The sequence below is a fragment of the Streptomyces sp. NPDC001634 genome (genome assembly GCF_040298185.1).
Lineage (GTDB): Bacteria > Actinomycetota > Actinomycetes > Streptomycetales > Streptomycetaceae > Streptomyces.
Genome location: NZ_JBEOZU010000037.1, coordinates 48,385 through 60,896 on the forward strand (window position 1 = coordinate 48,385; position 12,512 = coordinate 60,896).

A 12,512-nucleotide genomic window follows, 5' to 3' on the forward strand; every position below is an offset into this window, starting at 1 on the left:
CCTGCCGTTACCGCAACACGCTTCGGACCAGGCGTGCAGCCTCTCGTACCCTCGGTCCCGCCACCTTGCGTACCAGCGGTCCCACCCGGGCCGTGACCCCCACGGGGCGCCAGCGGAGCTGGAGGCGGCCCGCGCCCCGGCCCTCCGGTTCCACGGTCACCTCGTGCGGCAGCGTGCCCACCTGGGTTGCCGTGAGTGCCGGGAAGGTCAGCGGGGCCAGCAGGACGCCCGAGTTGCCCATGCCCTGGTGGCTCAGGCGCAGCACCGGGTGACGGATGCCGTCGAAGCCCTGCACGGGCAGCTGCGCCGCCGCCAGATCCACCCGCACCCGGCCCTCGAAGACCCCGGGACGCACCGGGTCCAGACGGAAGGCCGTCACGAGGCGCCGCCGGCCGGGGGAGATCACGATGCTCGCCCGATGCGGGCCCACGGGGAGGCGCAGACCGGGGTCGTACGTCCGGATCGAGAGGTCGACAGTGGCTCCCGGGCCCGGTGCCACCGCCGTGATCTCATGGCGGAACAGCGCGCTCGGGAAGGGCCGGTACTCCAACTCCAGCTCGGAGATGTCCAGTTCGCGACGGGCCCAGGTGGAGGAGGGGAGTTGCGCACCCCAGTAGGTCGCACCTGAACCGTCCGTCACCGTCTCTCGGGGGGCTACATCCTGCCCCAGCCCCCGGGCCGCCAGCTGCGCCTCCGGCAGACGCCGGTCGCGTACCAGCTGGAGCACCACCCGCTCCGTACGCGGCAGCCGGGCGTACGCACTGGGAGCCAGCGTCTCCAGATACGGCGTCACCAGGTCCGCGAAACCGGCCACCCACTCCTCGTCGCGGTACGGCAGGTCACCCGCGTACATCCGGAAGTCGTGCTTGAGGAACTTGTAGTCCTTGTGCTCCCGCAGCCCCGCGTGGCCGCTCTCGACCAGGAAGTCGTCGATCAGCGTCTGCACGTGGATGCGGTCGCGCACGTTCGTGAGCTTGTGCCGCTGGTTGGAGATCGACGCCGCCTCCGCCGCCACGAAAGGCGCTATGTACCAGCGGTACACCGGCTCCGGGACGACCGTGAACGAACGCGCCAGGCAGTACGCCTGCGCCGAGAACAGCTGGTCCTCGTAGTGGATCCCCTCGGGGAAGCGCAGTTCGTGCCGGTCCAGGAACTCCCGCCGGTACATCTTGCTCGTCGACAGATGCTCGAAGAGCAGCCCGGGCTCGGACTCGATGCCCTCGACCGTGCGCCGCTCCGCGACCAGATGCGGCATCCAGGTCGAGCGGCGGCCCGTGTCGACGCGGATCCGCTCGACCGCTCCCATGGCGAAGTCGATGTCACGTTCGCGGTGGGCGGCCAGCAGCAGCTCGACCGCGTTCTCCGGCAGCTCGTCGTCGCTGTCCAGGAACATCAGATACGGACCCTGGGCGATCTCCAGCGCCCGGTTGCGCGGGGCGCTGCAGCCGCCGCTGTTCTCCGGCAGCCGCAGATAGCGCACGCGCTCGTCCTGGGCCGCGAGCCGGCGTGCCACCGACGGGGTGTCGTCCGTCGAGTGGTCGTCGCTGATGATCACTTCGATGTTCGCGTGCGTCTGCCGGAGCAGCGAGGCCACGGCGCGCGGCAGGCGCTCGGCATCGTTGAAGACGATGACCGTGATCGTCACATCGGGGGTTCGCGTCGTCATCGCGCCGTCGCCTCCTCGGGGGTCGGGGCAGGAGTGCGTTCGTCCACGGGGATCACGGGCGGCAGCGACTCCTCGCTCTCGCCCAGGAACACCCGGCGCACCACCCGTTCGGCCGCCCGCCCGTCGTCGAACTCGCAGAAGCGGCGCCGGAAGGCGGTCAGCGATTTCATCGCGGCCTCGTCCCGCCACGCGTCCGTCTCGAAGACGGCCGCAAGCTCGTCCTGGGTGCGCGCCACCTGGCCCGGAGCCTCCGCCATCAGGTCGAAGTAGACGCCGCGCGTCTTCGCGTACGTCTCCCAGTCGTCGGCGTAGATCACGATCGGGCGGTTCAGGTTGGCGTAGTCGAACATGATGGACGAGTAGTCCGTGACCAGCGCGTCCGCCGCCAGGGCGAGTTCCTCGACCGGGTCGTACGACGACACGTCGATCACCCGGCCCGAGCGGCGCAGGTCGGTCAGCGGGGAGGCGGCGCCGCCGTAGAAGTAGTGGCCGCGGACCAGCAGGACCGTGTCCTCGCCGAGCCGGTCGGCCAGGGAGGCGAGGTCGAGGCGCGGGGTCCAGCCCGCCTCGTAGTCGCGGTGCGTGGGCGCGTAGAGGATGGCCCGGCGGCCCGGGGCGATACCCAGGCGGTCGCGGATCGCGCGGACGTCCTCCGCCGTCGCGGAGTAGAAGACGTCGTTGCGCGGATAGCCGTGGTCCAGCGGTGTGTAGTTCGAGGGGTACGCCCGCTCCCACATCCGGGTGGAGTGGCTGTTCGCGGAGACGCTGTAGTCCCACTTGTCGATTCGGGCCAGCAGGGCGTCGAAGTCGAGTCCCTTGGAGGCGGCCGGGAAGTCCAGCTGGTCCAGGCCCATGCGCTTGAGCGGGGTGCCGTGGTGGGTCTGGATGTGGATCGCGTCCTGGCGCTTCACCACGGAGTTGGGGAAGTTGACGTTGTTGACGAGGTACTTGGCCCTCGCCATCACGTCCCAGTAGCGGCGGGTGCCCGGGACGATGTGGTCGGTGCCCGGCGGCAGCAGCGCGGCCTTGTGCCGGGAGACCACCCACACCGGGTGGATGTGCGGGGCGAGTTCGGCGAGCTTCGCGGCGATCGCCGCCGGGTTGCAGGCCACGCCCCGGTCCCAGTACGCCGAGAACACGGCGAGGTTGGGGTCGACGGGCTCGCTCAGGGCGCGCCGGTAGCGCTGGTCGCGCAGCTTCGCGCTCACCTGGCGCTTGCCGCTCGCGACCAACGACCTCACCTCGCGCCGCTTCTGGTTGGCGGCCTGGAAGGCGCGGTACTTGGTGTACGCGTTCTCCTCCAGGAGCGAGTACCGGATGCCCTCGAGGCCTGCCGGGCGCTGGTGGTGCTTTGGCCGCCAGCTGACCGCGGCCCGGGACGCGCGGGTGAAGAACTCCCGCGCCTCCGGGTCCGGCATCCCGCTGCGGGCGAAGATGCGTACGAGTTCGTGGACCATGACGTCGTACAGGACCGCCCGCGGTCCCTCCGGCGCGCCCTGCTCGGCCAGGATCCGGTGCAGCTGCTCGTACCGCTCGATGACCGCGTACCGCTGTGCGGTGGTCACCGGCGGCAGGCTCTGCTCGCGCAGCTCCCGTATCTCGTACGCGACCTGGTCGAGCGAGGCGACCTTGTCGGCGTGGAGGAGTACGGCGAGGGCGGCGTACGCCTCGTCGTCGCTGAAGTCGCTGCCCGCGACGTCCAGGGACCGCCAGAAGTCCGCGCGTATCACGCGGTTGCCCAGCACCGGGGTGAGCTGCAACAGCTGCGGGGAGTCGGCGAGCGGCACGGCGCGGCGGCCGGCGCCGGCCAGGTACCGGCCGTCCCCGCTCGGTGCGCTGGAGGTCTGCCAGGTGGAGAGCACATGGTCGACGACGAGGACGTCCACCGAGTCCGAGAGTTCCGCGGTGCGGTCGGCGACCGTGCGCAGGGCACCGACGGGCAGTCCGTCCTTGGCGTGCACGAAGTGCAGCCAGCGGCCGGTGGCCCGGGCGGCGCCCGCGGCCCGCGCCGCGCTGTCGCCCGTGCCCTCCGGCAGGGGCAGCACCACCATCCGGGGGTCTCCTGCTGCATGCTGTTCCGCCTGCTGCCGGGCCCAGTCGCCGACGGCAGCTACGATCACCTCCGCCTCGGCGAAGGGTTGGGCGGCGAGGGCGTCCAGAAGTTCGCCCAGATGACCTTGGGGATCGGGGCCGTGGACGATGACACTCAGCCCTGGTTGCACGTGGCCTCCCTGTTCTTCAGACGCCCACGGCGGCAATACTGGTAATTGATCTTGAACAAAATAGGACAAACCTAGATAAAAAGGCTCAGGTGTATTTGAGCCTCAGGATGGAAGATACATTCATGCGGCCGAAGGTTGCGTTTCACCTTGGCTTCACCAAGTTGTTACTGCTTCTTAGGGCCCTTGGCTGCGTTCGCGCCCTTGCCCTTGTCGGCGCCGCCCGTGAACGCCTCGTACGCTTCGAGGACTTCCTCGGTCGGACCGTCCATGCGCAGCACACCACGCTCCAGCCACAGCACCCGTTCGCAGGTGTCGCGGATCGACTTGTTGTTGTGGCTGACCAGGAAGACGGTTCCCGCGTGCTCGCGCAGCTCGCGGATGCGTTCCTCGGACCGCTTCTGGAAGGCGCGGTCACCGGTGGCCAGGGCCTCGTCGATCAGCAGCACGTCATGGTCCTTGGCGGCGGCGATCGAGAAGCGCAGTCGGGCGGCCATGCCCGAGGAGTACGTGCGCATGGGGAGCGTGATGAAGTCGCCCTTCTCGTTGATGCCGGAGAAGTCGACGATCCCCTGGTAGCGCTCCTTGATCTGCTCGCGGGACATGCCCATGGCGAGGCCGCCGAGGTAGACGTTGCGCTCGCCCGTGAGGTCGTTCATCAGGGCCGCGTTCACGCCGAGGAGGGAGGGCTGGCCGTTGGTGTAGATCTTGCCGTTCTCCACGGGCAGCAGGCCGGCCACGGCCTTGAGCAGCGTCGACTTGCCGGACCCGTTCGTGCCGATCAGCCCGATGGCCTCGCCCTTGTACGCCCTGAACGAGACGTTCTTGACCGCGTGCACCCGGCGCACGCCGGCCGCCTTCTCCGCCTGCTTGCGGCGCATGATGCGGTTGAGCGCGGCGGTGGCGGATCCCCGGCCGGCGCCGGCGCCGTTGACGCGGTAGACGATGTCGACGCCGTCGCAGATGACGGTGGGGATCAACTGGTCCGCCAGACGGCCGGTCGGCCGGTCGGTCAGCTCGTCGTTGCGAAGGTCAGCCACGGCCGTACGTCTCCTCAGCCTTCCAGAAGTAGATGAAGCCGCCGACGCCGGCGAGCAGGGCCCAGCCCGTCGCGTACGCCCACACGTGGTGCGGGAGCTGGTGGGCCTTGAAGCTGTCGATCAGGGCGAAGCGCATCAGGTCGATGTAGACGGCGGCCGGGTTCGACTCCAGCAGCACCTTCCCGTAGTAGGGCATTCCGCTGTGCTTGAGCGTCTTGTCGATGCTCCACATGACGCCCGACACATACATCCACGTGCGCAGGATGAACGGCATCAGCTGGGCGATGTCCGGCGTTTTTGCGCCCATCCGGGCCATGATCATCGAGACGCCCGCGTTGAACATGAACTGCAGGACCAGGATCGGAACCACCAGCAGCCAGGAGATGCTGAGCGGAATCCCGAAGCAGAGCAGGATCACGATCAGGGCCGCCATCGAGAACAGCAGCTGCTGGAGCTGCTGGAGCGCGAAGGAGATGGGCAGGGCGGCACGCGGGAAGTGCAGGGCGCGCACCAGGCCCAGGTTGCCCGAGATCGCGCGGGTGCCGGCCATGATCGAGCTCTGGGTGAACGTCCACACGAACACGCCCGTGACCAGGAACGGAACGTAGTCCGGCACTCCGTGCTTGGTGCCGAGCAGCACACCGAAGATGAAGTAGTAGACCGCCGCGTTCAGCAGGGGGTTCGCGACCTGCCAGATCTGGCCGAGCTTCGCCTCGCTGTACTGGGCGGTGAGCTTGGCGGTGGCGAAGGCCGTGATGAAGTGGCGGCGCGCCCACAGCTGGCGGACGTACTCGGGCAGGGAGGGGCGGGCCCCGCTGACCGAGAGACCATACCGGGCGGCGAGCTGCGCCGGGGTCTCGGCCGGATCGCTGGCCGTGGGGGGCGGTGTGTGGAGAACCTGGCTCACATCCGCTGCTTTCGCTCGGGGGGTCGGTTGCGAGAACCGGTCCGCAGTCTTGCGCCGTCAAGACCCCTGGGGTACCACTGCCCGGTTTTTCTCACGTTTCTTGCCGGGATCTTGCTCTGTTCTTGGGGCCTTGTGCTGCTCTTGGGAGTTTGAACTACTGCTCTATACGTCGGGACGGGACCGTATCGTCGCACCGCGAGCGTAAGCCGATGCGACGTCGGAACGCAACCGTATCGTCGTCACGCCCTATGCTGGTCCGCATGACCACGAACGCCGACACTCCCCAGGTGAAGCGGCACCGCAGGGCGCCCGCGGGTGCGGCCGTGCTCCGCGAGGACGTGACGGAAGCCATTCGCGCGGCCGTCTTCGAGGAACTCGCGGCCGTCGGCTACGCCCGGATGTCCATCGAGGGCATCGCGCGCCGGGCGGGCGTCGGCAAGACGGCGGTGTACCGACGGTGGCGCTCCAAGCTGCACCTGGTCCTGGACCTGGTCTCGGCGGTCGCCGTGCAGGGCCTGCCGGCCCCCGACACGGGCTCCCTGGAGGGGGACCTGAGGCTGCTCTACGAGGTGACGTCCCGCGCTCTGCGCCACCCGGTGGCCGGCCAGATCATCCCGGACCTCCAGGCGGAGGCGGCCCGCAACCCGGATATTGCGGAGGCCATGCAGAAGGCGCTGCGGGAGGGCCAGCAGAGCGTGGCGAGCGGCATCGTGGCCGCGGCCGCCGCGCGCGGCGAGATCAGCGAGGGCATCGACACGGACCTGGCCCTCGACCTGATCTCCGGCCCGCTGTACTGGCGGGCGGTGGTGGTACGGGCCCCGCAGCTGCCGAAGGGGTATCTGGCGGGGCTGGCCCGGGCCACGGCGGGGGCGCTCAAGGCGTTGTGAGGGCCGCCCGATACGACTCGTGGCGCGGATATCTGCACCACACCGTGCGGCTGGGACGGGCGCAACCCAAGATCGTCCGTCTTCGTGAAGGTTGCGTCATCCGGTGCTGCTCATGGCAGATGACGGCCGGTCATGCCGGGCGATGTGCAGGGTCGGTCACGGCGAGTCCAGGGAATCGAAACTCTCGGCGTCCAGCTGGTGGTCGGCCCAGACGTAGCTTTCGGGGAGCAGGTCCGTGATGGACACGGTTCGGAGGCGGTCGCCCGCGCCGACGATGACCTTCAGATCCGGGAAGTAGTCGAGAAGGACTTGGCGGCACCGGCCGCACGGGGGTACGACCCCCCGATCGCGGTCGCCGACAGCGACGATCGTGTCCAGTTCGTAGGCGCCCTGGGTGGCTGCCGCGCCGATGAGGACCAGCTCGGCGCAGGGGCCGCCCGTGAAGTGGTAGACGTTCACAGCAGTGACGATCCGGCCGTCCCGGGCACGGGCCGCGGCCGCCATGGTGTGGTTGTCGCCCCGGCAGCGACCGCGCGCGACATGGGCCGCGGCTCGAATGAGTTCATCGTCTACGGGGTGCGTCTGCATGGTCGTCTTCTGCATGGTCGTCTTCTCTGCCTTCGGGCCGTTGTCAGGCGACGACGGCCCGAGTGACTACGATGTGCCGCCGCGCGGTCGGGTGCCACGGTGTTCCGCCCCCCGTGCAGCGGGGGCGCCCACGATGTTCGTCGGCGCCCCCGCTCGGTCGTCTACTGCCGGTGGACCGTCCTGAGCGAGTCCAGGTGCGGGTCGGATCCCAGCGGGCCCGACCGGGTCACCGTCGCGGCGTTGCCGCCGTTCGTGCGCAGGGCGAAGGTGCTCTGCCGCGCACTCGTGGGTGCCACGCCGTTGTAGTACGGGCGGTACACGTACTGGCCCGCGCCCGCGCTGATCGAGGCGCCCGCCGTGTCCAGCGTGCCCGCCGCGAGGGAGCCGGCGCCGCCGAAGCCGGCCGCGAACTGCACGCTCGCCGACTCCTGCATCAGATAGTTCTTGACCGGAACGGAGAGGCTGGAGCCCGAAGTCCACAGCACCGGGGCGAAGACGTTCATCGCCGCTCCTGTGGACAGTCCGTCACGCCAGCTGCCACTGGCGGCAAGGGCGACCTGGCTGGGCGCGCTCCACCAGAACTTCGCGAGGGCCACCGAGGTGCCCTCGTTGGTGCTCGACGTGATCGGGTAGTACGAGTACGTCGACGGCCACCTGGAGAAGGACGTGTGGGTCAGCGCGTACTTCGCCGAGGCATCCACCGTGATGATCATGGTCTTGCTGGGGCTCAGGCTGTTGAGGTACGCCTTCACCGACGCGGTCAGCTTGTTGCCGTTGGTGAGGACGACGCTGCCCGCGCTGTTCGTGCCGTCCGCGCCGGCCGCCGCCGCGGCGGCGAGGGCCGAGTGGTAGTCGGTGCCGGTGGCCAGGAACACGTACTTCGGGGTGCCGGTGACGGACTTGGCTACCGCGACCGAGGTCGCGTAGCGGTCGGTGCCCGCCAGCCGCGCCGGGGTGAACCCGAGCGCCCTGACCTGCGAGGCGACGGAGTCGCTCAGGATCGATGTGCCGCCGACGAGGTAGACGTTCGCCCCTCGCTTCAGCACCCGCTTCAGCTCGCTCTTCACCGCCGGGGACAGCCCGCTCTTCGGCGTCATCAGCACCGGCCCGCCCTTCTTGCCGGCCAGCGCGGGCGCGGTGAGCGAGTACGCGGAGTCGTCACGGTTGATCAGCACCGCGGCCTTGGCGTTCATCAGGCCCGGCACGCTCGGAGCGCCGACGGTGTTCCAGGTCCAGCGGGACGAGGCGACGTTGGTGGCGTAGGAGTCGGCACCCCAGACCCGGCCGGTGCCGTTCTTGCGCAGCGGCTGCCAGCTCGGATTGGCTCCCTGCGGCGTGCCGGGGACCGGGGTGAGCTCGCCGGTGGCCAGGTCGACGTACTCGGTGCTGTGCACGTCGCTGCTGTCGCCCGTGGTGTGCGCGTCGAAGACGATGCGCTTGCCCGTGGGCGACCAGGACGGGTTGACGTGGTAACCCGGGCCGCTCGTGCGCTGCTGGACGTTCGTGCCGTCGGCGTTCGCCGTGAAGATCTGCGCCTTGCCGTCGGCGTCCTTGCGGACGAAGGCCAGCTTGGTGCCGTCCGGCGAGTAGGCGGGCTGCTCGGCGTCGGTCAGGACGCGCTTGACCGTCTGCATGGCCGAGTCGTAGACGTAGACGCCGTCGTTGTCGTAGCAGCCGTAGTTCTTGCGGCGTGTGAAGGCGAGCAGGCCCTGCGGGCTGACGGTGGGGTCGTTGTCGCAGACGGTGGACGGCTCCAGGGCGGCCGACAGCAGCGGGCGGGGCGCCCGCGAGCCGTCGGAGGGGCCGTAGGCGAGCTGGCCGCCGGTGGAGAAGACGACGAAGCGGCCGCCCCACCCGAAGGTCAGGTCCTCGTAGGGGGCGCTGGAGCGCACGCCCTGCGCCCAGGGCAGGGTGATCTGTGAGGCCCCGCTGGGCCGGATGCTGGAGATCTGACCCCCGGCGGTGACGAGTCGGCTGCCGTCCGGCGCCCAGGCTGCGTAGGTGCCCCCCTGGTGGGGCACCTGGGTCTTGGTTCCGGTGGCCGGGTCGACCAGCACCGCCCCGTCGGTGAGGATTTTGCCCTCGGTGCCCGGCCAGGGTCCGGCGTCGTCGGCGGCGGCACCGGGCGCGGCCGCCAGGGTGCCCATCGCGGCGAGCGCCACCGCGGACGCGAGCGCCGCGGCACGGCGGCGCGTGAACAGTCTCAAGTTGTCGACCCCCATGGATCGGATGACACGGCATCGGAACTATCGGAAGAAGAGAGCCGCGCATGGGCCGGGTCGGCGTCCGTCCCCCAGCCGACTCACAGCCGCGCCACAGCGGCTCGGTAACTGTAGTGCCACGCTGCGGCTGAGGGGAACAGAGTTACGAATGGGGGGAGTTCGGCGCCAGAGTGTCCACGCAGGACGCCCTGTGCGGTTATCCGACCGCCATTGGCACACTCACCCCCGACCAATTACTACGACGCGTGCTCCGGGACGACGACCCGTCGGCCTTCGAGCGTGCTGGTGGACCTTCGGGTTCTTCCGCAGTAAGCCGACTCCGCGAGTTCCTCGGCGTTTTCGAGGAACTCGCGGTCACACGAGGAACGTGGGCTCCCACATCTCAGGTGGGGAACTCGCCGAGCCAGCCGTGCTGGAGGAGGTGCTTGGGCAGGTAGTCGGATTCGACGTCGACGGGGATTCCTCCGTCGTGGGCCAGGCATGCGATGGCCAACGGGCCCAGGGCGATGCTGCCGTCGATGTCCGCAGCTCGGTCCTCGCTCAGGGTCCAGTAGACCTGGTGCAGCTTCAGGGCCTCCACCAAGGCCGGGGTGAAGCCTTCTTCGTCCTTGCGGACGAAGTGGTAGAAGAGGTTGATCGGCGGATAGAGGATGCCCTGCAGCAGGTCACGCGGAGCGATTCGCGCAACGGCCGGATCCGACGCCTGGAACGTGGCGGTGAGTTTCTCCACCAGCCCCGGCCGCCGCAACCAGTACGTCTGCAGGGTGTCGACCCAGTGGTAAATGTACTCGTCGTACTGCCCCTCCGGCGCCCGCAGCCGCTCCAGCGGGATCTCGCACAGTTGCGTCATCCGTTGCTGCTCACGGCAGATGACGGCCAGCCAGAACGCGGTCAGCCAGTTGCCCGCACTGGCAGAGGAAAGTGGGCCCACTGCCGGAAGGGGCCGAACCTTACGGTCGATCCGGCATTGCACGGTTCCCTCGTTCACACCCGTCACGGCGAACAGAGCTGAGCCCAGCTGCATCGCGTTGACCGCGGCCTCCCAAGTCTCCACGGACGCCGCTCGTGGGTCAGTGACACATCGGGCGCGCAGAGCCATGACGGCGGTGCTGAAGGTGGAGTCGATCAGGGCGGCCGAATGCTCAAGGCCGTCGATCTCCTTGGCCAGGTGATGGCTTAGTCGCTCCGCGAACCGCTCGGCATCGGGTCCTGCCGGCAGTCCATGCCGGGCGATCTGTACGGTCACGGAAGGGTCCCCTTACTGATGTCGAACCGGCGGTACTGAAGGCTGGTGTACGTCCCTGCGTTCTTCTCTCCCTTGACTACGGGGTGAGATTCCCGGTAAGCCGCCTTGGCTTTTCCCCACTGACTGGATCTGCGTTTCCTTGAGGCGGCGGAACCTTTCCAGGCAGCTGCGCGAAGGAGAGCGTTTGGTGGATTTGTGCCAACCCGGGCTGCGCCGAACAGGTACTTCGCAGGCCGTACGTGAGACAAACCCGCCAACGTCCACCTGTCAGCCTTTGAGTCGCTCCACGAACGCGGCCCAGGAAGCGGCGGAGAAGACGAGGGGACGGGCGTGCGGGGTCTTGCTGTCGCGGACGGGGACGATTCCGGGGTAGCCGTCGGCGATCTCGACGCAGTCGTTCGCTCCCCCTTCGCTGTAGCTCGACTTGCGCCACACGGCGCTGCTCAGGTCGGGGGTGTGCGTCATGGTCGGTGCTCCTCCAGTTCGCGCCTGATGAACGCGAGCGAGTCCGCCGGGGACAGCGCCAGGTCTCGGAGCCGATCGTAGGACAGTCGGAGCCGAAGAACATCGTCCGGATCTTCGACCAGGGCGCTGCAACCGTTGCCTTCCTTGTAGGCAACGGCGCTTCCGTCCTTCTGCCAGAGCAGGGTCAGCGATCCCGTCATGTGGTGGTGAGCTCCCACGGAGAACGGCAGCACGTGGACCACCACGTTCGGCCACATGGCGACGGCTTCGAGGCGAAGTAGCTGATCGGTCCAGGTCTTTGGGCGAGTGGCCGGACGCCGGAACGCGAACTCATCGATGATAATTCGGACGTCGGGCTCGGGTTTCTGCTGCAACAGGTACTGCCGCCCCAACCGTGCGACGACCTGCTCCTCGAGCAGGTCGTCACCGTCAGCCGTTGCCAGAGCCCCCGACAACACCTCACGGGCGAAGTCCTCGGTCTGCAGGAGGCCAGGCACGCCTGGCGTGAACACCTGCATGATCCGGGCAGTCGCCTCCAGCTCCATATAGCGCTTGTACTGGTCCTTGAAGGCATCGAGCCGCGCCACCTTCCAGTGGCTCACGAGCAGGTCACCGGACCCGAAGTACCTGTCCAGGTCCTCCATGACCGCCATCTTGGAGAGCCGTTTTCCCGACTCCAGCCGATGCAAGTAGCTCTTGTCGTACGCGGTCTCCTCGGCCAGTTGCCCGAGCGACTTCCCGGCCTTCTCGCGGAGGTACCTGAGCGTCCGCCCCAGCACGGCACGCCCCGACTCCCCTTCCACGTCAACGACTTCGCCCACGTCACCCCTCCTCGTTGCCGGGCGCTCCGGACCACGCCGACCCTCTTCCGCAGCGTACGCGCAAGCAGTGACGATCGAAGTACGAACCGTAATCGCACCTAGTCAGGGCCACCGCTCCGGAAGGGAACACCTGTGCTCGAAAATCCACGACTTCTGCCCTGGACCACTCCGGAGGGCAAGCCGTGCTACCTGAGTACCGACAGCGACGACAGCCTGCTCTCCCGGCTCGCGGACGAGGTGGAAGCTGCCCAACTGGCCTCCGGCGAGCAGGTGCTGATCGGCGCTGGAGCAGTTCTGGCCGACGCCAAAGCGGGTGAGCATGCGGTGCGGTTCGCGCTCACCAGGGCGGTGGAGTCGTTGGGCGACACACTCCGGATCGCGGCCAGCCGTGGCGCACGCCTCCAGGTGCGTGAACGGTGAGCACGCGCTGACTCCGGTTTCTTGCCGGGGC

The 12,512-nt window shown here is 68.7% G+C and carries 11 protein-coding genes; 2 read left to right on the top strand and 9 right to left on the bottom strand.

Annotation, left to right across the window (positions count from 1 at the left end):
* Positions 1–7: 7 nt before the first annotated feature.
* From ABT186_RS24585 to ABT186_RS24600, 4 genes are all read right to left on the bottom strand, one after another.
* Positions 8–1,666, bottom strand: a complete 1,659-nt coding sequence (locus ABT186_RS24585; RefSeq protein WP_351222161.1) for a glycosyltransferase family 2 protein — start codon at positions 1,664–1,666, stop codon at positions 8–10.
* Positions 1,663–3,888, bottom strand: coding sequence for a CDP-glycerol glycerophosphotransferase family protein (locus tag ABT186_RS24590; RefSeq protein WP_351926845.1), 2,226 nt, complete (start codon positions 3,886–3,888; stop codon positions 1,663–1,665). The genes ABT186_RS24585 and ABT186_RS24590 overlap by 4 nt, the downstream gene beginning before the upstream one ends.
* Before the next feature lie 164 nt (positions 3,889–4,052).
* Positions 4,053–4,901 carry an ABC transporter ATP-binding protein gene (locus tag ABT186_RS24595; RefSeq protein ID WP_351222169.1) on the bottom strand — a complete coding sequence of 283 codons (849 nt, stop codon included), beginning with the start codon at positions 4,899–4,901 and terminating at the stop codon, positions 4,053–4,055.
* Positions 4,902–4,917: 16 nt separating this feature from the next.
* A complete protein-coding gene (locus ABT186_RS24600; RefSeq protein ID WP_351222157.1) occupies positions 4,918–5,832 on the bottom strand; it encodes an ABC transporter permease in 915 nt (304 codons plus the stop codon).
* Between the two features lie 260 nt (positions 5,833–6,092).
* Between ABT186_RS24600 and ABT186_RS24605 the strand changes: the two genes are divergently transcribed.
* On the top strand, positions 6,093–6,719 hold the full coding sequence (locus tag ABT186_RS24605; protein WP_351926847.1) for a TetR/AcrR family transcriptional regulator: 627 nt from the start codon (positions 6,093–6,095) through the stop codon (positions 6,717–6,719).
* Between the two features lie 156 nt (positions 6,720–6,875).
* On the opposite strand, the gene ABT186_RS24610 is transcribed toward ABT186_RS24605, so the two are convergent.
* From ABT186_RS24610 to ABT186_RS24630, 5 genes are all read right to left on the bottom strand, one after another.
* Positions 6,876–7,322, bottom strand: coding sequence for a cytidine deaminase family protein (locus tag ABT186_RS24610; RefSeq protein ID WP_351222153.1), 447 nt, complete (start codon positions 7,320–7,322; stop codon positions 6,876–6,878).
* Positions 7,323–7,468: 146 nt separating this feature from the next.
* Positions 7,469–9,529, bottom strand: coding sequence for a cell wall-binding repeat-containing protein (locus ABT186_RS24615; RefSeq protein WP_351926849.1), 2,061 nt, complete (start codon positions 9,527–9,529; stop codon positions 7,469–7,471).
* 382 nt (positions 9,530–9,911) lie between these two features.
* A complete protein-coding gene (locus ABT186_RS24620) occupies positions 9,912–10,775 on the bottom strand; it encodes an immunity 49 family protein (RefSeq protein WP_351926851.1) in 864 nt (287 codons plus the stop codon).
* A gap of 267 nt (positions 10,776–11,042) precedes the next feature.
* Positions 11,043–11,240: a DUF397 domain-containing protein gene (locus ABT186_RS24625; RefSeq protein ID WP_351926853.1), complete on the bottom strand. Its 198-nt coding sequence runs from the start codon at positions 11,238–11,240 to the stop codon at positions 11,043–11,045.
* A complete protein-coding gene (locus ABT186_RS24630; protein WP_351926854.1) occupies positions 11,237–12,061 on the bottom strand; it encodes a helix-turn-helix domain-containing protein in 825 nt (274 codons plus the stop codon). The genes ABT186_RS24625 and ABT186_RS24630 overlap by 4 nt, the downstream gene beginning before the upstream one ends.
* Before the next feature lie 132 nt (positions 12,062–12,193).
* Here ABT186_RS24630 and ABT186_RS24635 point away from each other — a divergent pair, with 132 nt between their 5' ends.
* Positions 12,194–12,481, top strand: coding sequence for a hypothetical protein (locus ABT186_RS24635; protein WP_351222143.1), 288 nt, complete (start codon positions 12,194–12,196; stop codon positions 12,479–12,481).
* Positions 12,482–12,512 lie beyond the last annotated feature (31 nt).